Raw genomic sequence first — 22,100 nt, 5'->3', positions numbered from 1 at the left:
CAACTTCCCGCAACTGTGTTACGGGATGACCTTCTCGATCTTCACGCTGCCCACGCCCGCGACCGTCCCGCGCGCGTTGACCAGCTGGACCCGGCCGAAGAACTCGCGTCCTTCGGGGGCCGGCGCGGCCGCCGTGACCTGACCGGTCACCGTGGCCGAGTCACCCGTGCCGAGCTTCACCGGCGCCGAGCCGTCCACGGTGACGGAGCCGAGCGCGGAGGAGAAGAACACGTCCCGGTAGTCGTAGCCGGTCGAGCCCGACGGAACCGAGTAGCCCACGACCTCGATGGTGTAGGTGCCGGCGGCCGGTGAGGCGACGGAGACCGCCTCCTCGGAGTCGCCGTCGGCGGACTGCGCGACCTGCTTGCCGCTCGCGTCGTACACCGTCAGGTCGAGGTCGGCCGCCGTGTCGGAGACACCGCCGATGGCCACGTCCAGCGACTTGGCGCCCTCGGGCACGGTCACCGTGGTGGTCTGCGTCTCGCCCTCCTTGATCGACGGCCGGGCCGTCTTCGAGGAGCCGAGCGGGCCGCCGACGAGCTTGCCGTCCAGGGCAGCGTACTTGTCGGTCACCTTCCAGGAGACGGCGGCCGGGCTGCCGACCTTGGCCTCGGGCACGGTCACGGTCTCCGGGTCGAAGGCCGCGCCGAGGACGGTGACATCCAGCTTGTACGGGTTGTCGAGCAGCGGCGACGTACGGCGCGACTCGACCTCGATCTCCCAGACGCCGGCCTGCGGGTCCGCGTACGCGCGCACGTCGGGCTTGCAGCCGTTGCCGTCGAGGTAGTTGTTGTAGCAGAACGGCGTCGAGGTGTTGTCGACCGGAACGCCGTAGGGGTGGATCGCGATGAACCGCGTCTGGCTCTTGTCCTTCAGCCCGCTCATCGCGACCTCGAGGGACTTGGCGCCCGCCGGGACGTTCAGGAAGTACGACCGGGTGCTGTTGCGCTGCACCGAACCCGACGCGGAGGCGGTGTAGCCGACCGGGGTCGACACGACGACCGTGGTGAGGATCTGCTTGTCGATGCCCTCGGTCCTCGGGTCGTCGACCTCCAGGATCGCGCTCTTGATGCCCGCGGACCGCGGAGCCGCCTGGACCTTGACGGTCACCGGCTGGTTCAGCGGCAGCCTCACCATGTCGTCGCCGACGATCCGGAAGGTGTCACCGGCGTTGTTCGCCAGGTGCAGCTCGTGCCACAGCGCGCGGTCCGGGCCGGAGGTACGGGTGACGGTGACGTCGTACCACTTCTTCTGCCCGGCCTTCAGACCGCCCTCGCGGTCGTACAGGCCCGTGCCGAAGCCCGGCGTCTTCAGGGCGAAGTCGATCGCGGTGTCGACGGGTGCCTTGACCGTGTAGTCGTGGGCGGTCGCCTCGTCGCGGATCGCGTCCCAGGCGTCGACGATGTCGATGCGGCCCGCACCCTCCTCGTACGCCTGCGCACCCTTGATGTGGTGGGCGGTCGAGGTGAGAGCCGTGCGCAGGTCGGCCGGGCTGAGGGCGATGTCCTTCTGCTTGGCGGCGCTCAGCAGCAGCGCGCTCGCGCCGGTCGCCTGCGGGGAGGCCATCGAGGTGCCCTGGAGCATCGAGTAGCCGGCCGGCAGGGAGTAGCCCGCCTCGGCGACCGGGGAGCCGGGCAGCCAGGTCTGGGTGGAGTTGATCGAGGCGCCGGGTGCGACGAGCGTCGGCGTGAAGCCGCCGTCCTCGCGCGGGCCGCGGGAGGAGAAGGGCAGCAGCGCGTACTTCTTCTCCACGGCGGAGCCGTAGTTGGCGGCCCAGGTCTCCTTGGAGATGCCCGCGCCGACCGAGATGACCTTGTCGGCCAGGCCGGGGTCGCCGATGGTGTTGGCGCCGGGGCCGGAGTTGCCCGCGGAGATGACCAGCTGGACGCCGTAGGTGTCGATGAGGCGCGTGTAGAGCTCGGCGCGCGCGTTGTTGCCGTCGTTGAGCGCCGGGAGACCGCCGATGGACATGTTGACGATGTCGACGCCGCGGTTGGCGACGAGGTCGATCATGCCCTCGGTGAGCGCGACGTTGGTGCAGCCGCCGGTCCAGGTGCAGGCACGGGAGGAGACGATCTTCGCGCCGGGCGCGGCGCCGTTCATCCTCCCGCCGAACAGACCGTTCGCGGAGGTGATGCCGGCGACGTGGGTGCCGTGCTCGGACTCGATGACACCGATGTTGACGAAGTCGGCCTTCTTGCCGACCCAGTCCCCGCCGTACGGGTCCATCGGGACGTCCTTGCGGATCTGCACGACGAACGGCTGCCGCTCGACCACGTCGGTGGCCGGGTTGTCGGTGCCGAAGTAGCCGATCTGGTAGCCGTCCTTGTACGGCTTCATCGGCGTGTCGTCGGAGAAGTCGTAGTTGTTGTTCAGGTCGACGGTGACCGTGCCGGCCGCCGCGTCGTACAGGACGCCCCAGGAGTCGGTGGTGTCGCCGTCCCGGTTGGCGTCGCCCGCCGCGTCACCGCCGGTGGTGTACGACTCCTTGAACGTGCTGATCCGGTACGACCCCGCGGGCGCCGTCCAGCTCCGGCCGCCGTAGCTGAAGCTCGGCCCGGACACGGCCGTCACCATCGGACGCCAGGTCTGGTCGCTGTCGACGATCGGGTCGGTCGCCGTCACCCAGTCGACGATCTTCCGCTCGCCGGTGGTGGTCTTCTGCAACGCCGGGTGGCCGAGGTCGACACCGGAGTCCAGGATGCCGATGGTGACGCCGCGGCCGTCCGCCTTCGGGTGCTCCTTGACGAAGTCCACGGCGCCGGTCTCGAAGGACGGGTTGTACGGGTTCGTAGCCGGGGTGTTCTTGCCCGGTGCGGGGTAAGCGGCCGCGGTCCCCGAGCTCTTGGCGCCCTTGGCGGTGTCCGCGCTCGGTGCCGGGTCGTCGAGCTGGATCTCCTGGCGCAGGTCGATGGCGTGCACCGAGGACAGCTTCGCGGCGGCGGCGATCGCCGAATCGGCCCTGCCGGTCGGGACGGTGGCGCGGACGTAGCCGAGCTTGTCGTACGTACGGCCCACCGAGCCGCCCTTGACCGCGTCCAGCTCCTGGGCGACCTGTTCGGTCTTGCCCGGGGCGGTCGCGATCATCATCGTGACGTTCTTGTCCCCGGCGGCCTTGGCCTCGGCGAGCAGGTCGGCGTCGTCCGAACCGAGCTTGTCGTGGGCGGACTTGACGCCGGGGTCGGCGGCCGTGGGCGGTGCGTCGGCGGAGAAGGCCATGGGTATCGGCCCTGCCGCGGAGAGAGCGGCGACCACGCCCACAGCCACGGCCAGGCGGGCCAGGCGTCTCGGGCCGGGTATGGGTTCGCGCTCGGGGGTGTGGGTCATCGGCATCCCTTGTAGGTGGAGACTTCCGTGCCGGACGAGCGCACAGCTTTACCCAAGAGACGGAACTTTGGGGAGTGTTGACCGAAACGAAATCGATGTATGGGGAAAACCCGCTATCGGATGTGGGGGATATGCGGGGTTGAATCCCGAATCGGTCAGGCTTCTTCCTTCAGGGCTTCCCCTTCAGGACTTCGTCCTTGGAGCGGGCGTAATGCCGGGACGCCTTCGCGCGGTTGCCGCACGCGGCCATGGAGCACCAGCGGCGGGTGCCGTTCCTCGACGTGTCGAAGAAGTGCAGGACGCACGACTCATGGGCACAGCCGCGGATCCGGTCGGGGGCGGTGGCGAGCAGCTCCAGATAGTCGCGGGCGGCGAGCCAGGCCGGCCCCCAGGCGGGATCACTCAACTCGGCCCGCTCGCCCGGCCCTTCGGCGGCGAGCGTGGGCCGGATCCGGCCGTGAGCGAGGACGGCGTCGACGAGCGGCGTGCCTTCCTCGGGCACACCGGGCACCCCGTCCACCACGGCCGTCAGCGCGTCCCGCGCCTGAAGAAGGTGACGCAGCACCTCCGCGTCGGCGGCGTACTCACCCGCCAGCCCATTGCTCGCCAGCCACACCGCCAGCCCTTCGGCGCCCGTGAGCAGGTCCTGGGTGACGCCGTCCCGGTTCCACCGCGTGTTGAGCAGATCGAGCGAGAGCGGCTCACCGGTGAGCGGACGGGGGTCGGAACCGACGGACATGGGGGCACTCACTCCTCCTCTGCTGACCACTCACGTTAACGTCCCCCCGTGCGTGAGAAGTTGAGGGTGGCGGCCTACGCCGTGTGCGTCCGCGACGACCAGATCCTGCTCGCCCGCTCCCCGGCCCCCGACGGCACCCCCGAGTGGGTGCTGCCGGGTGGCGGCATGGAGCACGGCGAGGATCCCTACGACACCGTCCGCCGCGAGGTGACCGAGGAGACCGGCTACCGCATCGAGGTGACCGGACTCCTCGGCCTGGACTCCTCCCGCCATCTGCGCGGGCGCCAGGGGCTGCGCTCGGCCATGGACCACCACGGCGTACGGATCATCTACGAGGGCCGCGTCGTCGGCGGTGAACTCCGCAACGAGATCGACGGCTCCACCGACCTGGCCGCCTGGCAGGACCTGTCCGCGGTGCCCGGACTCACCCGGGTGCGCCTGGTCGACATCGCCCTGCGGCTGTGGCGCGAGCGACCGGCGGAGGGACGGGTGGAATCCGTCTGACGGGGTCGGCCGCGACTCCACCGGACACGGACGCGGCCACGAGCCCCGGGGACCGTCCCCTACCCCGTGAGATGAACACTGAGTGACCGCCCCCGGGCCACCCGAAATCCACTCCATGACCGCCCCCGTACGCCGTGATCCACGTACGGTGATCGGTGCTGCCCGTTGCCGTCGCGTTCACGCGCAGGTCATCCCCGCTGCCAACGATCCAAAGTGAGCGGGAAGTTCGCGACAGCGATCGCCCGCGACCACAGCCGACGCGTTCGTACTCGGGGAGATCGCGCCATGTCGCGCACACGCTCTGTCGTCACCTCCGCGCTGGGGGTCAACCGCCGCACCGTCCTCGCCGCCGCCGGAGCGGTGTCCGTCTCCGCGGGCATCGGCTACGCCCTGCGCCCCACCGACAGTCAGGCCGCCACCACGTCCCAGGCACCCGTCGCCTCCTCCCTCCCCCAGTCTCGGCTTCGCTCGACCGGGGGGACCCCCATGGCCGCAGCGGCCCCCCTCGCCCCCTACACCAAGGGCACCACCCTCGCCACGGTCGCCGCACCCCGCAACAGCACCGGATACCGCCGCCTCGGTGACGGCGCCGGCTGGAAGCGCGTCGTGCGCGGCGAGCTCGCCGCCCCCAAGTCAGGCCGGTCGGGCCGCCGTACGCCCCTCGCCGCCTTCGTGCAGTTCACCGATCTGCACCTGATGGACGTCCAGCACCCGCTGCGCCTGGAGTTCCTGCGCTCCACCGACCCGCACGCCTGGCGCCCGCAGGAGGCGCTGACCGTACAGGGCGCCATCTCGCTCGTCGAGCGGGTCAACGCGCTGCGGGGCGCCCCGGTCACCGGATCCCCGCTGCACTTCGTCATGACGACCGGCGACAACACCGACAACAACGCCCACTCCGAACTGGAGTGGTTCATGAAGGTCATGAGCGGCGGCCGCATCACCCCCGACTCCGGTGACCCGCGACACTACGAGGGCGTTCAGAACAGCGGTCTCAAGCTGTACTGGCAGCCGGACTCCACGCTCCGCGACGGCGACAAGGCGCTGGGATTCCCGCACCTCAAGGGCTTCTTGGCTGCCGCCGTCCGGGAGGTCCGCAGCCCCGGTCTCAACCTGCCCTGGTACTCCACCGTCGGCAACCACGACGCGCTGCCCCTCGGCTGCTACGGCTCCCACGGCGACCCCTACCTCGCCGAGGCGGCCATCGGCGGCAGGAAGCTCATGAACGTGTCCGCCGCCGACGCCAAGAAGCTCCAGGACGCCATCAAGAACGCCAAGGACCCCAAGGGCGTCGGCTACCGCGACTTCCTCAAGGCCCACGCGCGATCCATGCGCTCGGTCACGCCGGACGAGAAGCGCGCCCCGTACACCCCCGCCGACTATCTGAAGGCCCATCTGGACCCGGCCCACCAGGGCATCGGACCGGTCGGCCACGGCTACTCCTCCGCCAACCTGGCCGCGGGCACCCAGTACTACACCTTCCGCATCGCCGACGACGTGATCGGCATCAGCCTCGACACCACCGACGCCGGTGGCCACTACGAGGGCTCCATCGGCACCGCCCAGCTGAAGTGGCTGGACAAGACGCTGCGGGACAACAAGGACTCGTACGCCGTCGTCTTCAGCCACCACACCAGCAAGACGATGACCAACACCCGCCCGGACCCCGCCCACCCCGGCGCGCGCCGCCACAACGGAGCCGAGGTCGTGTCCGTCCTCAGCAGCCACGCCAACGTGCTGGCCTGGGTGAACGGTCACATCCACAAGAACGTCGTCACCCCGCACTCCGCGTCCGGCGGCCGCTCCTTCTGGGAGATCTCCACCGCCTCGCACGTCGACTACCCGCAGCTCGCCCGGGTGATCGAGCTGGTCGACAACAAGGACGGCACGCTGTCGATCTTCACCACGCTCATCGAGTCGGCGGCCCCCCACCGGACGGACTTCGCCGACCTCAGCCAGACGGGCCTGGCCGCCCTGTACCGCGAGCTCTCCTTCAACGCGCCCGGCGCCGGCAAGACCCTCGCGGGCGACGCGAACGACCGCAACACGGAGCTGGTGCTGAAGAAGGGCTGAAAGTCACTCAACCGCCCCCCTGGCAGGCAACCCGCGTCGTTCTCCGCGGGTCCCTCCCCCCGACCGAGCTGGACGGCGAAGTTGGGGGAAGACATGTCCGTACGTACGACTCTGGTGGGCGCCACGACCCTGGTCCTGTCGGCCGCGCTGGCAGGACCGGCCCTGGCGGCCGGCCCCGCCAGAGGCAGCGCCGAGCACTCCACCACCCGCAAGGCAATCGATGCGGCGGTCGCGGCGGGCGTGCCCGGCGTCACCGCGACCGCCAAGGACGCCCACGGCACCTGGTCGGCCACGGCCGGCGTCGGCAACCTCCGCACGGGCGCCGCGCGTTCGGCGGACGACCGCTACCGCGTCGGCAGCATCACCAAGACGTTCGTGGCGACGGTCCTCCTCCAACTGGAGGCGGAGGGACGGCTGTCCCTGGACGACACGGTGGAGAAGTGGCTGCCGGGCGTGGTGCACGGCCACGGCCACGACGGCCACCAGATCACGATCCGCCAGCTCCTCAACCACACCAGCGGCATCTACAACTACACGGCGGACGAAGACTTCGGCCGCACGTACTTCCTGGCGGACGGGTTCCTCCAGCACCGCTACGACACCCTCACCCCGGCCCAGCTCGTCGCGGTCGCGATGAAGCACAAGCCGGACTTCGCGCCGGGCACGTCCTGGAACTACTCCAACACCAACTACGTGCTCGCCGGAATGGTGATCAAGAGTGTCACGGGCCACTCGTACGCCCAGGAGATCACCCACCGCGTCATCGGCCCGCTGCACCTGAGGGCGACCTCCCTGCCCGGCACCCGTGCCACGGTCCCGCACCCCAGCAGCCGCGCCTACTCCAAGCTCGCGGAGACGACCACGGGCCCGACGTACGACGTCACGAAGCTGAACCCGTCCCTGGCGTCGTCCGCGGGCGAGATGATCTCGGACTCCGCCGACCTCGACCGCTTCTACCGCGCCCTCCTGCGCGGCGACCTCCTCCCGCCGCAGCAGCTGAAGGAGATGAAGACCACGGTCGAGATCGAGGGCGCCCCGAACATCGGCTACGGCCTCGGCCTCATGGACCGCACCCTCTCCTGCGGAGTCCACGTCTGGGGCCACGACGGCGGAATCCACGGCTCCACATCCTCCGCGGTGACCACACCCGACGGCCGCCACGCCCTGGCGTTCAACTTCAACGGCGACTGGACGGGCGACAGCGACGCGGTGGTGGAGGGCGAGTTCTGCGGACCGTGAACCGTGTTGGGCCGCGGTTCAGCTGAGGCTGACGTCGTCGCGCAGCACGCTGTAGGACACGCCGTCGCGCCACTGCCCGTCGCGGAAGACGATGCTGCGGAGCACGCCCTCCCGGGTGAAGCCGGCCTTCTCCAGGGCGCGCTGCTCCGCGATGTTCTCCGCCTCGGTGTCGGCCTCGATCCTGACCACGGGGGTGTGCGCGAACAGGTAGCGGACCAGGAGTTGTTGGGCCCGGGTGCCTACTCCGCGGCCGCAGGCGTGCGGTGCCAGCTGGATCCCCATGTTCCAGCAGTACGAGGCGGGCCCGGTGACGATCTTCCGCCAGGCCACGAATCCGAGCGGGTCGGTGTCTGTCACCACCATCAACTGGCCGCCGTCGTCGCCCAGCAGGCCGTTCTCCGCCCAGCGGCGTCTGAAGCGCCCCGGGTCCGACCAGCCGAACCACTGGAAGGGGCCGGTGGCCTCGGGGTCCGTCAGGAACCGCTCCAGCATCGGCAGGTCGTCCTCGCGGACGGGGCGCAGTATCACGGGTCCGTCGGTCACCGGACTCACACTACGGTCCGCGTACGACGAGGAGGGGCCCCGGCAGTCGGCCGGTGGCCCCTCCTCTCCCCTCCTGTTGCCCCCGGTGCGTCCCTATCGGGGCAGTACCAGGACATACGCGGCCGGCTCGCGGTCGTTCGAGGCCATCAGGGCCGTGCGCACCACCGCCGCCTGCTGTTCCGGGGAGTGCCTGAGCTTCCTGGGGGTGATGTGGACGACCGTGATGCCCAGGCGCTCCAGGTGCTCGCGCTTGCGGGCGTACTCCGACCACAGGACGTCGTCGTCCTGGCGCGGGGCCCGGGTGTCCAGTTCCACCGCGACCGCCTGATCGGGCCAGTACGCGTCCAGGCCGCCGAGGTGAGGACCGCCCGGGAGCCTCAGGTCCACGTTCCAGACCGGGTCGGGAAGGCCGTACTCACGCACCATCCGGTACAGGCGGTCCTCCGCCATCGCCCTGCCCTCGGCCACGAGCGAGTCCACCGCGTCCACCACGTGCGGCCGGCTCAGCAGCTTCGCCTGGGTCAACTCGCGTACCACCGCCGCCGGTTCGCAGTGGCCGGCGCGTACCGCCTCGGTCAGCAGCCGGCGTACGGCGCTGCCCTCGGTCAGTTCCGCCACCGCGTCGGCCAGGGCGCGGGCCACCGGGGCGACCGGGAGCCCGGTGACCTGGCGGGGGGTGGGCAGGGCCGGGGTGCGCAGGATGCGGACGCAGCCCGTCGTGCGCAGCCGGCGCAGCCGCGGGACCAGTACGTCGATGCGGTCCAGCGAGGTGAGCGGGGGAGCGGAGGCGAAGCCGTACAGGGCCAGGGCCGCCAGGCCCGTGATCATCGCCTCCTTGTACACCGGGCGGTGCGGTTCGTCCGCGCTCGGCTGGGACGGCACCCCCGGCATTCCCGCCGCCGATTCGCGTGCCGCGTACAGCAGTGCCGCGTGCAGGCGCTCCTCGCTCGTGGGCGGACCGGGGTGGAGCAGGACGATGCCGGGGAGGAGCTGCCGCCAGGCGCCGCCGGGGCGGCACCGCTCGTTGAGTTCGGCCGTCGAGATGCCGTGGGCGCGCAGCTGGGCCGTCGGCATCACCCGGCGGCGCACCTCGGGGAGGCGGCGTACGGGGCGGGGGGAGAGCGGGGTGTTGTGCGTCATGCCGTCGAGATTCCCGCGCCCCGTCCGTCCCTGAACCGCTGTTACACGCCCGTCGATGAATGCGGACAAGGTGGTACTAAAGGACGGGTGTTCGGGTGCCGAATAGGCACCGAAAACCCCTGGTCCGTTCGGGTGTGGACCAGGGGTTACGGCTGTTATTGCCTGAATTCCGTAACGGTCACTGACGGGCCAGGCTTTGGCCAGAGGTCGCCGCGTCGCACGCCTGTCCACGCAGCGCTCGTGCGAGGTCGTCCCGCGCCTCGAACACCAGTCGGCGCAGCGCCGGAGCCGCGTCCTTGTGGGCGTCGAGCCACGCGTCCGTCGCGTCCAGCGTCTCCGGCGAGTCCTGGAGGGACGGGAACAGGCCCTGGACCACGTCCATGCCGATCTGGATCGACCGGTCCGTCCACACCCGCTCGATCGCGGCGAAGTACTTCTGCGTGTACGGCGCCGTCAGCTCCCGCTGCGACGGCTGCGCGAAGCCCGCGATCGTCGCCCCGACCAGCGCGTTGGACAGCGCGTCCGACTCCACCACCTGCGCCCACGCCTGCGCCTTCACCGCGGCCGAGGGGCGGGCGGCGAGGCAGCGGACCTGGTGACGCTTGCCGGAGGCGGTGTCGTCACGGGCCAACTCGGCCGCCAGGACCGCCTCGTCCGCGACCCCCTGGGCCGCGAGCGGCTCCAGGAGCGCCCAGCGCAGCTCCTGGTCCACCTCCAGCCCGTCGATCTTGTCCGTGCCCTCCAGCAGACCCCGGAGCAGCTGGAGGTCCGCCTCGCCCGACGCGACCGTCGCGAAGAACCGCGCCCACGCCAGCTGGTGCTCACTGCCCGGCTCGGCCTGCCGCAGCTCCGCGAGCGCCCCGTCCGCCAGCAGACGCTCACCCGTGGCCCGCCACTCGGGCGCCGCGTAGTGCACCAGCGCCGAGTTCGCCCACGCGTGCAGCATCTGCAGGACGCCGATGTCCGACTCGCGGGCCGCGTGACGCAGCATCAGATCCACGAAGTCCCGGGCCGGCAGCAGCGCGTCCCGCGTCATGTTCCACAGCGCCGACCAGCACAGCGCCCGGGCCAGCGGATCGGTCACCGCTCCCAGGTGCTCGCCCAGGGCCGCGAGCGAGGTCTCGTCCAGCCGGATCTTGCAGTACGTCAGGTCGTCGTCGTTGACCAGGACCAGTTCCGGGGCCTCGGCGCCCGCGAGGTGCGGCACGACCGTGCGCGCACCCTCGACGTCCGCCTCCACGCGCGCGTACCGCTCCAGCGCCCCCTCGGGCGTACGGCGGTACAGGCCGACCGCGACCCGGTGCGGACGCAGCTCAGGGTGTGATTCCGGGGCCTCCTGGAGCACCGCGAGTTCGCTCACCCGGCCCTCCGCGTCCAGCAGCACCTGCGGGGTCAGCGAGTTGACCCCGGCCGTCTGGAGCCAGGAGCGGGCCCAGGCCGCCATGTCCCGGCCGCTCGTCTCCTCCAGCACCGACAGCAGATCGCCCAGGCGCGTGTTGCCGTACGCGTTCCGCTTGAAGTAGCGCCGCGCGCCCTCCAGGAACGCGTCCTGGCCGACGTACGCCACCAGCTGCTTCAGCACACTCGCGCCCTTGGCGTAGGTGATGCCGTCGAAGTTCAGCTTGGCGTCCTGCAGATCGCGGATGTCCGCCGTGATCGGGTGCGTGGAGGGCAGCTGGTCCGCGCGGTACGCCCAGGCCTTGCGACGGTTCGCGAAGGTGACCCAGGCGTTGGCGAACCGGGTCGCGCCGACGTTCGCGAAGGTGCCCATGAAGTCCGCGAAGGACTCCTTGAGCCACAGGTCGTCCCACCACTCCATGGTGACCAGGTCGCCGAACCACATGTGCGCCATCTCGTGCAGGATGACGTTGGCCCGCGCCTCGTACGAGGCCTGGGTCACCTTCCCGCGGAAGATGTACTCCTCGCGGAAGGTCACCAGGCCCGGGTTCTCCATAGCGCCCAGGTTGTACTCGGGCACGAAAGCCTGGTCGTACTTCCCGAACGGGTACGGGTAGTCGAAGTGGTCGTGGAAGAAGTCCAGGCCCTGCTTGGTGATCAGGAAGACGTCGTCGGCCTCGAAGTAGGGCGCGAGGCCCTTGCGGCACATGGCGCCGAGGGGGATCTCCAGACGCGCGCCGTCCTCGAGGACCCGCTCGTAGGAGTCGGTCACATAGTGGTACGGGCCCGCCACCACGCAGGTGATGTACGTCGAGATCGGCTTCGTCTCCGCGAACCGCCAGACCCCGTCGGCGAGTTCGCCCGCGCCGTTGCTCCACACCGTCCAGCCTTCCGGCGCCCGCACCTCGAAGCGGAACGGGGCCTTGAGGTCCGGCTGCTCGAAGTCCGCGAAGACACGGCGGGCGTCGGCCGGCTCGTACTGGGTGTAGAGGTAGACCTCGCCGTCCTCGGGGTCGACGAAGCGGTGCATGCCCTCGCCGGTGCGGGAGTAGGCGCACCGCGCGTCGACGATCAGCTCGTTCTCGGCGGCCAGGTCCTCCAGGGCGATCCGGGAGCCGTCGAAGACCTCGCTCGGGTCGAGGTCCTTGCCGTTGAGCGAGACGGCGGTCACACTCGGCGCGATCAGATCCGCGAAGCTCGACGCTCCCGGCTCGTTGCAGCGGAAGCGGATCGTGGTGACCGAGCGGAAGGTGCGCGGATCGCCGTCCCCGGCGTCGACGGCGGACCTGAGGTCCAGGGACACGTCGTACCCGTCGACGGACAGCAGGGCGGCCCGCTCCCGGGCCTCGTCGCGGGACAGATTCTCACCGGGCACGGGTGCACTCCCTCGTGGTCGCGTGCAAGGACGGCTTGCCGATGACGGCTGAACAGGACCGATCCTGCCATGCGCCCCTGACAGGGGGCAGCCGGGAATGGCCAGGTGGACCGGGACGTTCTCACCGGAATACGGGTAAGCGTTCCCCTTGAGGAGAGACATGTCGGAGAAGACCCCCGTCGACTTCTGGTTCGACCCGGTGTGCCCCTGGGCCTGGATGACCTCACGCTGGGTTCTGGAGGTGGAGAAGGTCCGCGACATCGAGGTCCGCTGGCATGTGATGAGCCTGTCGGTGCTCAACGAGAACAGGCTGGACGAGCTCCCGGAGGACTACGCCGAGAACATGCGCCCCGGCGGCAGGACCTGGTGGCCGGTCCGGGTGGTGACCGCGGCCCAGCAGCTGCACGGCGACGACGTGGTCGGCAGGCTCTACACCGCGCTCGGCACCCGCTTCCACAACGAGGGCCTCGGGGTGAACCGCGACAGCATCGCCGCCGCCCTCGCCGACGCGGACCTGCCCGCGGACCTGATCGAGTACGGCGACAAGGACACCTACGACGCCGAGCTGCGCGCCTCCCACAAGGAGGGCATCGACAAGGTCGGCCAGGAGGTCGGCACCCCGGTCATCTCCGTCCCCGGCCCCGCCGGCGAGGAGATCGCCTTCTTCGGCCCGGTCGTCACGCCCGCCCCCCAGGGCGAGGAGGCGGCCCGCCTGTGGGACGGCACCCTCGAGGTCGCCTCCGTCCCCGGCTTCTACGAGATCAAGCGGACCCGCACCAAGGGCCCCGACTTCAGCAACCTCTGATCCTCAGACCGGCTCGGGCGGGGGGAAGTATCCGCCGTCGTTCCATTTCAGCTTGCGCTGGTAACGACGGCACCCCTCCCGGGTGCAGCGGATGTACGCCTCCGGCGCGAAGTCCGGCTTCTCCTTTCGGACGTGCCCCTTCTCCTCCTCGGTGAGGTCACGGAACGCCTGAAGGGGCCCGCCGCAGCTCGGGCACCGCTTGAACTCCATGTGCGCTCCCTACTTCCGTGCTCCCCGTACCCGGGCCAGCCGCGCCAGGTGCTCCTCGTACCCCTTCGCGTAGTACGCCGCCCGCCCCGGGTCCGGTTCGACGACCGCCGTCGGGCCGGTCCAGGCGGCGGTGTCGAGCGTGATCCCGTACCGCTGAGCCGCCGCGAGGACCGCGCCCCGGGCGCCCACCTCGCCCTCCACCACCCGCAGCGGACGGCCCAGCACATCCGCGAGCAGCCGCATCCAGGCGGGACTGCGGGTACCCCCGCCGCACACCGCCAGCGTGCCCGTCAGACCCGCCGCCGCCAGACAGTGCCGGGCCGCGTAGCCGATGCCCTCGCAGGTCGCGCGGATCAGATCGGCGGGCGTCGACTCCAGACAGACCCCGGTCAGTTCGGCGCGCAGAGCGGGGTCGACGAAGGGGGCGCGCTCGCCGGACGGCGCGAAGTACGGGAGCACGCGGACGCCGTGGGCGCCGGGCGGGGTCTCGGCCAGCAGCGCGTCCACCTCCTCGTGCCGGACGCGCGTCGTGGACAGCACCCAGTCCAGGGCCGCCGTGCCGACCATCGCGGGCATCGCGCGCAGCCAGTGCCCGGGGCGGTCGGTGGAGATGTACAGACCGGCCGGCTCGCCGGTCAGATCCACCTCGGCGGTGGCCACCAGGGCGGCCAGACAGGTGCCGACGATCAGCAGACCGTCGCCGGGGGCGGTGACTCCGGCGCCCAGCGCGCAGGCGGGCAGATCGTACGGCCCGTTCGCCAGCCGGGTGCCGGGCGGCAGACCCGTGCCGCGCGCCCTGGCCGTCGCCACCGGATCACTGATCACGGGCAGCAGGCCCCGCCGGTGGGCCAGGCCCAGGAGCTCGACGACCCGGTTGTCGTACGACCGGGTGCGCGGGTCCAGGAACGGCATCGAGGCGTCCGACACATCCGTCGTGGCTCGTGCCCCGCCCGTCAGCCGCTGGAAGACCATGTCCTTGCAGTAGACGGCCGCGGCCGCCGCGTCCAGGGACTTCGGCTCGTAGCGGTCGAACCAGGCCAGCAGCGGGCCGGGGCAGCCCGGGAACATGGCGCTGCCGGTCCGCCGGAACACCGTCTCGAAGGTGCCGTCCGCCAGCCACTGGTCCAGCAGCTCGTGTGCCCGGCCGTCCATCCAGGAGGCCGCCGCCCGCACCGGCCGCCCCTCGCCGTCGACCAGCCACACCCCGTCGCCCTGTCCGGTGAGCCCCGCCAGCTCCACCGGCTCCGGCACCCGCGCCGTCACCGCGTCGAGCACGGCGACGACCGCCGCGTACACCTCCTCCATGTCCTGCTCGACCGAGCCGTCGTGCAGATCGAGCCCCACCGGCCGTGCCTCGACGGCCAGTTCACGACCTCCGGCGTCGAACGCGGCGGCTTTCACCAAGGACGTGCCCACATCGATTCCGACGTACATAGCCCCTCCCGGCCATCAGGTCAGACAGTGCGCCAACGGCTCGCCGCGCACCCAGCGCCCCACCTCCGCGGCCGCGATCCGCGCGGCCTTCTCCGCCACCGCCCGGCTGGCCCCGCCCAGATGCGGGGTGAGGACCACCCGGTCGGCGAGGGCGACCAGCCGTGAACCGGACGGCAACGGCTCATGGGCGTAGGTGTCCAGGGCCGCCGCCGACAGCCGGCCCGCCTCCAGCGCGTCGCACAGCGCGTCCTCGTCCACCAGCGGACCACGGGCCGCGTTCACCAGCACCGCGCCCGGCGGCAGCAGCGCCAGCTCACGGGCGCCGATCAGGCCGCGTGTCTCGGGCGTGAGCCGGGCGTGCAGGGTGAGCACCCGGCAGCGGCGCAGGAGTTCGTCGAGGGAGGCGACGCGCAGGCCGTGGATCTCACCGCGCACATACGGGTCGTACACCGTCACCCGCGCCCCGAACGCGCACAGCGCCCGTGCGACACGACTGCCCACCGCGCCGTATCCGACCAGGCCGACCGGCAGGTCCTCCAGCTCCAGACCGCTGTGCTCATAGGTGTAGTAGGCGGCCCCTGCCCAGCTCCCCTTCCCGGCGAGGAGCCCGTGCGCCTGCGGGATGCGGCGCAGGGCCGCCAGCACCAGGCCGACGGTGAACTCGGCGGTGGCAGCGGCATTGCGGCCGGGCGCGAAGCACACCCGTACGTCGTGCCGCTTCGCCGCGTCCAGGTTGACGTTGACCGGGCCGCCCCGGCACACGACGACCAGCCGCAGCTCCGGGCAGGCGCCCAGGACGCGTTCCGTCACCGGGCCCATCTGGGTGACCAGCACCTGCGCGCGCGCGAGCGCGTCGATCAGCTCGTCCTCGGCGTCGCTCGCCTCCGCCACCTCGGCCACCGGGCCGAAGGGTTCGAGCGGCCAGCCGAGGGTCAGTTCCCGTACCTCACAGGGGTGTTCGCGAAGGACCGCCTCCCTGATCAGTGACGGCAGCACGAAATGGTCACCGGCGGCCACGACACACACGCTGGTCCCGAAGGTCATCGCAGGGAGTCTCCCGTCTCGGCGTCGAAGACATGGGTGAGCCCGGCCGCCACCCGGACGCGCTCGTCGTGCGCGAGCCGCACCTCGGGCCCGGTGAGGACGACCGGGTGCCGCTCCACCCCGTCGAGGGCGAGGGTGGCGATGCCCGATTCCAGGAGCGGTTCATGGACCACGACCCGGGCGGGCATGCCGTGCGACCCAGTGATCTCCAGGTCCTCGGGGCGGATCCCGAGCACCACCTCGCGGCCCGGCGCGACCGGCACCGGCAGCGCGATCCGCACGGTGGCCGACAGCCGGGCGTGGCCGTCGTCGGTCGCGATGCCGGGCAGCAGATTGATCGCGGGCTCGCCCACGAAGTCCGCGACGAACGTGTTGGCGGGGCTGTCGTAGATCTCGTACGGCGTGCCCAACTGCTGGATCACGCCGTCCCGCATCACCGCGATCCGGTCGGCGAGGGAGAGCGCCTCCTCCTGGTCGTGCGTGACCAGGATGGTGGTGTGGCCCAGGTCACGCTGGATGCGCTTGAGTTCGCGGCGGGTGGTGTCGCGCTGGGCCGCGTCCAGATGGGAGAGCGGCTCGTCGAGCAGGAGCACGTCCGGTTCGCGGACCAGGGCGCGGGCCAGACAGACGCGCTGCTTCTGGCCGCTGGACAGGCCGGCCGGGCGGGCGCCGAGGATACCGGTGAGATCGACCCGCTCGGCGATCTCGGCGACCTTGCGGGCCACGTCGCCCCGCGCGCCCCTGCGGCGGGCCTTCAGCCCGAACGCCAGGTTCTCCGCGACCGTCAGCGGCGGATACAGCGCGTAGTTCTCGAACGCCACCCCGATGTTGCGGGCCTGCGCGGGGCGGGCCACCACCGACGCACCGCCGACCAGGATGTCCCCGCCGGTCACCGTCTCCAGGCCCGCGATCATCCGCAGCGTGGTGGACTTGCCGCAGCCGGAGGGACCGAGCAGCCCGAGCAGCTCCCCGGAGCCGAGCGCGAGATCGATCCCGCGCACCGCGTCCACGGCCGGACGCCTCCGCGACCGGTAGGTCTTGCGCAGCTCACGTAACTCCAGCGCCGTCATCGCCCTCCTTCGGATTCGTCGCGCACACCTCGTAACGCACCTTGTGCTCGTCCAGGTCACGCAGCGCCTCCGGCGACGCCCCGTCGTCGACCAGGAGCAGGCCGAAGCGGGAGAGGGGAGCGACCCGGTGCAGGGCGACCCGGCCCAGCTTGGTGTGGTCTACCAGCAGGACGTTGCGGGCGGCCGAGTCGAGCATCGCCCGCTTCACCGACACGATGTGCTGCTCCTGGTGGTAGGCGTAGCCGCCGTGCACGGCCGACGTCGACGCGAAGCACACGTCCACCCGCAACTGCTGCACCGCCTCCACGCAGGACACCCCGAGGAAGGAGGAGTGCAGCGGGTCGTAGTCGCCGCCCAGGGCCATCAGATGGATGCCCCGCTGACCGGAGAGCAGGTTGATCGCCTCCAGGAAGTTGGTGACGACCGTGAGCGGGGTGATCTCGCCGAGCCGCAGCCTGCGCGCCATCTCCAGGGTGGAGGTGGAGTCGTCGAGGAGGATCGCCATACCGGGCTCTATCGACTTCAGCGCCCGCTCGGCGACGGCGGCCTTCTGCGCCCGCATCGTCTTCAGCCGGTACTGCACGTTCGACTCGAAAACCCCGGACGGCTGGGCGGTCACCCCGCCCCGGAACTTCCTTACGATGCCCTGCCGTTCGAGTTCGTCGAGGTCCCGGTGGATGGTCATCAGACTCACCCCGAAACGCCCGGCGAGCTCGGCCGCCGTCGCCGAGCCGTCGGCCAGTACGAGTTCGGCCATGGCGGCCTGCCGGGCCGCGGGCCCCTGCTGCTGTGCACTGCTGCTGCTCATCGCACGCTCTTCCCGATCCGTCGTCCTGGGCCCGTGGGCCCGTCGGCCTCGAACAGCAGCAGGTTCTCAGGCCTTACGGTGAGCCGTACCGGGTCGTCGGGACGCAGTCGCGCGGCCGCGCTGCGGGGCGCGACGAGCGACAGACGCTGCCCGCCGAGCCGTACGGCGACCTCGACGGCGCGTCCGAGCACCTCGGTGACATAGACGGTGCCGGTGAGCTCGTGCCCCTCCCCGCCCAGCGCGATGTCCCGGGGGCGCAGGCCGACCAGAACGTCGGCGCCCACCGGAGCCCGCTCCCGCAGCGGCAGTTCGACCTTCCCGTCCGCCGACCGGAAGCCCCCGTCGGCCGTCACCGTCCCCGGCAGCAGATTGATCCGGGGCCGCCCGAAGGCCCGCGCGACCTCCGTGTCGCACGGCCGGTACCAGATGTCCTCCCGGGTGCCCGTCTGCACGATCCGCCCGTCCCGGATCACCCCGATCCGGTCCCCGAGCGCCAGCGCCTCGACGGAATCGTGGGTGACGTACAGCGTGGTCGTGCGCCGCACCGCGCCGATCGCCTTCAGCTCGGCCCGCATCTGCTGGCGCAGCTTGGCGTCGAGGTGGGAGAGGGGCTCGTCTAGGAGGAAGGCGCGGGCCGGGCGGACCAGCACCCGGCCGAGGGCGACGCGCTGCCGCTGCCCGTTCGACAACTGGCCCACCGGACGGTCCAGCAGACCGCTGATGCCGAGGAGTTCGGCGACGGCGCCGACCCGCTCGCGTGCCTCGGCGGCGGGCAGCCGGTACCGGGGCGAGCGCAGCGGCGAGACCAGGTTGTCGTACGCCGAGCGGTGCGGATAGAGCGCATAGCTCTCGAAGCACATGGCCACGCCACGGTCGTACGGCTCCACCCCGCGCATGTCCCTGCCGTCGATCTCGACCGTGCCGGAGTCGGGCGGTTCGAGTCCGGCGACGGTCTTCAGAGTCGTCGTCTTGCCCGCGCCCGACGGACCCAGGAGGCAGAAGAACTCGCCTTCCCGCACGGCGAGTTCGAGTCCGTCGAGCGCGGTGACCTTGCCGAACGCCTTGCGCACTCCCCACAGTCCGATCACCGTGCTCACGACTTGACCGCCCCGAAGGACAGGCCCCGCACCAGATACCGCTGGATGGTGAGGGCGAGCAGCAGCGGCGGTACGACGGACACCAGCGCGGCCGCGGCCGTGAGGTTGTACTTGGGCCGGTCGCCGCCGAGGAAGGACAGCGCGCCCACGGTCACGGTCTGGGCCTCGTTGGAGGTGAGGATGAGCGGGAAGACGAAGTTGTTCCAGGCGAAGATGAAGGCCAGCAGCGACACGGCCGCGATCCCGGGCTTGACCAGTGGCAGCGCCACCTTGAAGAAGGCCTGTTTGCGGGTGTAGCCGTCGAGCAGCGCCGCCTGCTCCAGCTCCGGGGTGAGGTCGGCGAAGTACGACCGCATGATCCATACGATCAGAGGCAGGGTGACCAGTTGCAGCACCCACACCATGCCGACGTAGGTGTCGAACAGCCCGAGCTTCTGGTACAGCACGAACAGCGGGATGATCACGGTGAGTTCGGGCGCGAACCGGAACGACAGCAGCGTGAACATCAGGTTCTCGGAGCCCTTGAACCGCCAGCGCGCCGAGGCGTACGCGGCCGGCAGCCCGACCACGAGGGACAGCGCGACCGCGCCCAGGGACACGACCAGGCTGTTGACGAAGAAGCGGGTGAAGGGGATGCCCTCGCTGTCGCCGAGCACCGTCCGGTAGGAGTCGAGGGTCGGGGTGAAGGAGAAGTACGTGCTGAAGAGCTGGTCCGCGGGCTTCAGGGAGAGGATCACCATCCAGGCGACGGGGAAGAGCGCGAAGACGAAGTAGAGGACGAGGGCCGCGTCGGCCAGCCATCCCGGCCAGCGGTGCTTCATCGGGCCGCCACCTCCGTCACCTCCGCCGCCTTGCGCTGGATCCGGCCCAGATGGCGCACCAGCACCATCGCCGCCAGGTACACCACGGCCCACAGCACGATCGTGTAGCTGATCCCGAAGCTGTAGCGCTGGAAGCGGATCGCCTCCAGGTACGCCCGGATCTGGAGGACCACGGTCGAGTCGCCCGGTCCGCCTTCCGTCAGGGCGTAGATGATGTCGAACACCTTCAACGAGTCCATGAACCGGAAGATCACCGCGACGAGTACGTACGGCCACAGCATCGGCAGGGTCAGCCGCCGGAAGGTGTACCACCAGCCCGCGCCGTCCACGGCCGCCGCCTCGAACGGGGAGGCGGGCAGCGACCGCAGGCCGGCGAGGGCGAGGATCGCCACGAACGGGGTGTAGACCCAGACGTCCACGGCGATCGACGACAGCAGTGCGCCCGTCGGGGTGTCGGTCCACTGGACCCCGCCGAGACCGAAGGGTTTCAGCAGGTGGTTGATCACCCCGACGGACGGCTGGAGCATCAGTTTCCAGATGATCGCCGCGATCACAGGAGCGATCATCAGGGGCAGGATCAGGATCTTCTCCAGGATCCGGCCGACGAGCGAGGAGCGGTGCAGCAGCAGGGCGACGGCGACCCCGAGCACGGTCTCGACGGCGGCCGCGCCGACCGCGTACAGCACGGTCACCCACGCCGAGTTCCAGAAGGCGTCCTGGGCGAAGACGGTCTCGTAGTTGTGGAACCGGACCATGTCCGGCTGCGGTTTGCTCGCCGAGAAGTCGAACAGCGTGTAGTACAGCCCGAGCCCGAACGGGTAGAGGATCCCGCAGGTGAGCAGCAGCGCGGGGACGATCAGGAGGTACGGGCGCAGGGCGAGCCGCCAACCCATCGCCGCTCAACCCACCTTGGACGCGAGATCACCGGCCAGCCCGTTGAGCACGGACTTTGCGCTCTTTCCGCCGTAGATCTCCTGGAGAGCCGCGGCCCAGCTGGTGGTGGCGTCGAAGAACTGGGCCTGCGGGGTGAACTGGATCTTCGTCTGGTCGACGACCGTCTCGAAGGTCTCGATGAAGCCGGGCAGGTGCCTCATCTTGTCCTTGTAGGCGCCGTCCTGGCTGATGGACTTCCGCACCGGGTCGATGTGGTTGTACGTGATCGCCCCCTTGCGCAGGTGCTCCTTGCCCGTGGCCCACTGCAGGAACAGCCAGGCGGCGCTCTTCCGCTTGCTCCTGGCGTTCATGCCGAGCGACCAGATCCACATGTTGGTGGCCAGCGACCCGTCCGGACCCTTGGGGCCGGGGTGGAAGGCGATCTTCCCGGACGCGGGGCTGGCGCCCTTCACGGCCTGGAAGTAGGCGGCCGTGTCGGCGTCGAACAGCATCCCGGCCTTCTTCGCGCCGAGGTCGCTGGAGCACTGGTACCAGGTGTACGACGTCCAGGACGGCGGCCCGCCCTGCTTGACCATGCCCGCCCAGTCCCGGGTGAACGCGATGGCCTTCGGGGTGTTCATGGCGGGTGTGAGCTTCTCGCCGGAGACCGTGAAGTCATGGAGGCCGTTGCGGGCGTACATGGTCATGAAGCCGGGGTGGATGGTGGCCCAGCTCCGTGAGCCGCGTACGGCGATCCCGTACATCCCGTCGAAACCGGCACCCGGTGCCTTCCTCTTGACCACCCCGGCGAGTTCGCGCAACTCGTCGAAGGTCTCGGCGGGTTTGAGCCCCAGCTTTCCGAACACCTCGGTGTTGTAGGCGACGACGTTCGTCTCCCAGCCCCAGGGCAGCGCGTACTGGCCGCCCTGCCCGAGCGGGGCGCCCGCCTTCAGCGACCACTGGTCGGCCTGGAGGAGGTTCGGGAAGAAGTCGGCCTGGTCCCATTCCTCCCCGGTGGCCGAGGAGTTGCGCATCCACGGGCCGAGGTCCTCCAGCCAGCCCGGCGGCCCGTACTGCCACACCATGTACGCGCCGAGCATGAAGACGTCGTACGAGGCCCGCCCGCTGGAGAGGTCGACGGTGAGCTTGTCGAAGTAGTTGTCCTCGGGGAAGACGTCGTACTCGACCTCGATGCCGGTCTTCGCGGTGAACGACTTCAGGTCGGCGATCAGGGCGTCCGTGTACGGGTGCTTGTTGAGCAGCGCCTTCACGGTCCTGCCTCGCTCGCGCTTCCAGTCGAACGACCCGGTGACGTCGTCGGCGGCGGAGCCGTCGCCCTTCTTGTCGTCGCCGCCGCCGAATCCGGCACCGCAGGCCGTGAGCAGCGGGGCCGCGGCGGTGGCCGCGCCGAGGGCGAGGAAGCGTCGGCGGTCGTGCGCGTGCCTGTCCATCCGTGACCTCCGTGGGGGTCGGGGCCGGTCGGGTTAACACGTCGAGTCGACTCGCTAACAGAGGGTGTAACGGTCGGGGAGGGTCGTCAATCCCTCGTGCAGGACGAAATATCGGTGCAGAGTGGGAAGTTCACAGCGCGCAACGCGATATG

At 70.6% G+C, this 22,100-nt stretch carries 18 protein-coding genes; 4 read left to right on the top strand and 14 right to left on the bottom strand.

The window, feature by feature from the left end; genetic code table 11:
* Positions 1-18: 18 nt before the first annotated feature.
* Both N8I87_RS14150 and N8I87_RS14145 read right to left on the bottom strand, forming a co-directional pair.
* Positions 19-3,327 carry a S8 family serine peptidase gene (locus N8I87_RS14150; RefSeq protein WP_263208816.1) on the bottom strand — a complete coding sequence of 1,103 codons (3,309 nt, stop codon included), beginning with the start codon at positions 3,325-3,327 and terminating at the stop codon, positions 19-21.
* Positions 3,328-3,496: 169 nt separating this feature from the next.
* Positions 3,497-4,066, bottom strand: a complete 570-nt coding sequence (locus N8I87_RS14145; RefSeq protein ID WP_263208815.1) for a CGNR zinc finger domain-containing protein — start codon at positions 4,064-4,066, stop codon at positions 3,497-3,499.
* Between the two features lie 48 nt (positions 4,067-4,114).
* Between N8I87_RS14145 and N8I87_RS14140 the strand changes: the two genes are divergently transcribed.
* The 3 genes from N8I87_RS14140 (at position 4,115) to N8I87_RS14130 (ending at position 7,879) form a co-directional block, all read left to right on the top strand.
* Positions 4,115-4,570, top strand: a complete 456-nt coding sequence (locus tag N8I87_RS14140; protein WP_263208814.1) for an NUDIX hydrolase — start codon at positions 4,115-4,117, stop codon at positions 4,568-4,570.
* A 285-nt stretch (positions 4,571-4,855) separates the two neighbouring features.
* Positions 4,856-6,640: a TIGR03767 family metallophosphoesterase gene (locus tag N8I87_RS14135; RefSeq protein ID WP_263208813.1), complete on the top strand. Its 1,785-nt coding sequence runs from the start codon at positions 4,856-4,858 to the stop codon at positions 6,638-6,640.
* A gap of 93 nt (positions 6,641-6,733) precedes the next feature.
* Entirely contained in the window at positions 6,734-7,879 is a 1,146-nt protein-coding gene (locus N8I87_RS14130; protein WP_263208812.1) for a serine hydrolase domain-containing protein, read from the top strand.
* An 18-nt stretch (positions 7,880-7,897) separates the two neighbouring features.
* Here the strand turns inward: N8I87_RS14130 and N8I87_RS14125 are convergent, their stop codons facing one another.
* The 3 genes from N8I87_RS14125 to pepN form a co-directional block, all read right to left on the bottom strand.
* The gene (locus N8I87_RS14125) at positions 7,898-8,422 is read right to left on the bottom strand and encodes a GNAT family N-acetyltransferase (protein ID WP_263208811.1); all 525 of its coding nucleotides are present in this window, start codon (positions 8,420-8,422) and stop codon (positions 7,898-7,900) included.
* 93 nt (positions 8,423-8,515) lie between these two features.
* Positions 8,516-9,562, bottom strand: a complete 1,047-nt coding sequence (locus tag N8I87_RS14120; protein ID WP_263208810.1) for a hypothetical protein — start codon at positions 9,560-9,562, stop codon at positions 8,516-8,518.
* A gap of 178 nt (positions 9,563-9,740) precedes the next feature.
* The gene (pepN, locus tag N8I87_RS14115) at positions 9,741-12,335 is read right to left on the bottom strand and encodes an aminopeptidase N (RefSeq protein ID WP_263208809.1); all 2,595 of its coding nucleotides are present in this window, start codon (positions 12,333-12,335) and stop codon (positions 9,741-9,743) included.
* Positions 12,336-12,495: 160 nt separating this feature from the next.
* Between pepN and N8I87_RS14110 the strand changes: the two genes are divergently transcribed.
* Positions 12,496-13,140: a DsbA family protein gene (locus N8I87_RS14110; protein ID WP_263208808.1), complete on the top strand. Its 645-nt coding sequence runs from the start codon at positions 12,496-12,498 to the stop codon at positions 13,138-13,140.
* Positions 13,141-13,143: 3 nt separating this feature from the next.
* Here the strand turns inward: N8I87_RS14110 and N8I87_RS14105 are convergent, their stop codons facing one another.
* The 9 genes from N8I87_RS14105 to N8I87_RS14065 are packed head-to-tail and all read right to left on the bottom strand — an operon-like array spanning position 13,144 to position 21,948.
* Entirely contained in the window at positions 13,144-13,350 is a 207-nt protein-coding gene (locus N8I87_RS14105; RefSeq protein ID WP_263208807.1) for a hypothetical protein, read from the bottom strand.
* A 9-nt stretch (positions 13,351-13,359) separates the two neighbouring features.
* A complete protein-coding gene (locus N8I87_RS14100; RefSeq protein WP_263208806.1) occupies positions 13,360-14,784 on the bottom strand; it encodes an FGGY-family carbohydrate kinase in 1,425 nt (474 codons plus the stop codon).
* Between the two features lie 15 nt (positions 14,785-14,799).
* Positions 14,800-15,828: a 2-hydroxyacid dehydrogenase gene (locus N8I87_RS14095; protein ID WP_263208805.1), complete on the bottom strand. Its 1,029-nt coding sequence runs from the start codon at positions 15,826-15,828 to the stop codon at positions 14,800-14,802.
* Complete coding sequence (locus tag N8I87_RS14090; RefSeq protein ID WP_263208804.1) at positions 15,825-16,898, bottom strand: ABC transporter ATP-binding protein; 1,074 nt, start codon at positions 16,896-16,898, stop codon at positions 15,825-15,827. The genes N8I87_RS14095 and N8I87_RS14090 overlap by 4 nt, the downstream gene beginning before the upstream one ends.
* Entirely contained in the window at positions 16,876-17,706 is an 831-nt protein-coding gene (locus N8I87_RS14085; RefSeq protein ID WP_263208803.1) for a DeoR/GlpR family DNA-binding transcription regulator, read from the bottom strand. The genes N8I87_RS14090 and N8I87_RS14085 overlap by 23 nt, the downstream gene beginning before the upstream one ends.
* On the bottom strand, positions 17,703-18,803 hold the full coding sequence (locus N8I87_RS14080; protein ID WP_263208802.1) for an ABC transporter ATP-binding protein: 1,101 nt from the start codon (positions 18,801-18,803) through the stop codon (positions 17,703-17,705). Before N8I87_RS14080 ends, N8I87_RS14085 begins: the two co-directional genes overlap by 4 nt.
* Entirely contained in the window at positions 18,800-19,624 is an 825-nt protein-coding gene (locus N8I87_RS14075) for a carbohydrate ABC transporter permease (RefSeq protein WP_263208801.1), read from the bottom strand. Before N8I87_RS14075 ends, N8I87_RS14080 begins: the two co-directional genes overlap by 4 nt.
* On the bottom strand, positions 19,621-20,517 hold the full coding sequence (locus tag N8I87_RS14070; protein ID WP_263208800.1) for a carbohydrate ABC transporter permease: 897 nt from the start codon (positions 20,515-20,517) through the stop codon (positions 19,621-19,623). Before N8I87_RS14070 ends, N8I87_RS14075 begins: the two co-directional genes overlap by 4 nt.
* 6 nt (positions 20,518-20,523) lie before the next feature.
* The gene (locus tag N8I87_RS14065) at positions 20,524-21,948 is read right to left on the bottom strand and encodes an ABC transporter substrate-binding protein (protein ID WP_263208799.1); all 1,425 of its coding nucleotides are present in this window, start codon (positions 21,946-21,948) and stop codon (positions 20,524-20,526) included.
* Positions 21,949-22,100 lie beyond the last annotated feature (152 nt).

This window comes from Streptomyces sp. HUAS 15-9, from assembly GCF_025642155.1.
Classification (GTDB): domain Bacteria; phylum Actinomycetota; class Actinomycetes; order Streptomycetales; family Streptomycetaceae; genus Streptomyces.
Note: the sequence above shows the minus strand (reverse complement) of the source record. Positions and strands in the feature narration are given on the sequence as shown.

What these genes read in the sequence shown, in the direction of transcription:
- N8I87_RS14085 (WP_263208803.1), bottom strand. Translation starts at nt 17,706, where the DNA reads ATGAGCAGCAGCAGTGCACAGCAGCAGGGGCCCGCGGCCCGGCAGGCC.
- N8I87_RS14110 (WP_263208808.1), top strand. Translation starts at nt 12,496, where the DNA reads ATGTCGGAGAAGACCCCCGTCGACTTCTGGTTCGACCCGGTGTGCCCC.
- N8I87_RS14090 (WP_263208804.1), bottom strand. Translation starts at nt 16,898, where the DNA reads ATGACGGCGCTGGAGTTACGTGAGCTGCGCAAGACCTACCGGTCGCGG.
- N8I87_RS14120 (WP_263208810.1), bottom strand. Translation starts at nt 9,562, where the DNA reads ATGACGCACAACACCCCGCTCTCCCCCCGCCCCGTACGCCGCCTCCCC.
- N8I87_RS14070 (WP_263208800.1), bottom strand. Translation starts at nt 20,517, where the DNA reads ATGGGTTGGCGGCTCGCCCTGCGCCCGTACCTCCTGATCGTCCCCGCG.
- N8I87_RS14150 (WP_263208816.1), bottom strand. Translation starts at nt 3,327, where the DNA reads ATGACCCACACCCCCGAGCGCGAACCCATACCCGGCCCGAGACGCCTG.
- N8I87_RS14100 (WP_263208806.1), bottom strand. Translation starts at nt 14,784, where the DNA reads ATGTACGTCGGAATCGATGTGGGCACGTCCTTGGTGAAAGCCGCCGCG.
- N8I87_RS14135 (WP_263208813.1), top strand. Translation starts at nt 4,856, where the DNA reads ATGTCGCGCACACGCTCTGTCGTCACCTCCGCGCTGGGGGTCAACCGC.
- N8I87_RS14075 (WP_263208801.1), bottom strand. Translation starts at nt 19,624, where the DNA reads ATGAAGCACCGCTGGCCGGGATGGCTGGCCGACGCGGCCCTCGTCCTC.
- N8I87_RS14105 (WP_263208807.1), bottom strand. Translation starts at nt 13,350, where the DNA reads ATGGAGTTCAAGCGGTGCCCGAGCTGCGGCGGGCCCCTTCAGGCGTTC.
- N8I87_RS14145 (WP_263208815.1), bottom strand. Translation starts at nt 4,066, where the DNA reads ATGTCCGTCGGTTCCGACCCCCGTCCGCTCACCGGTGAGCCGCTCTCG.
- N8I87_RS14130 (WP_263208812.1), top strand. Translation starts at nt 6,734, where the DNA reads ATGTCCGTACGTACGACTCTGGTGGGCGCCACGACCCTGGTCCTGTCG.
- N8I87_RS14065 (WP_263208799.1), bottom strand. Translation starts at nt 21,948, where the DNA reads ATGGACAGGCACGCGCACGACCGCCGACGCTTCCTCGCCCTCGGCGCG.
- N8I87_RS14095 (WP_263208805.1), bottom strand. Translation starts at nt 15,828, where the DNA reads ATGACCTTCGGGACCAGCGTGTGTGTCGTGGCCGCCGGTGACCATTTC.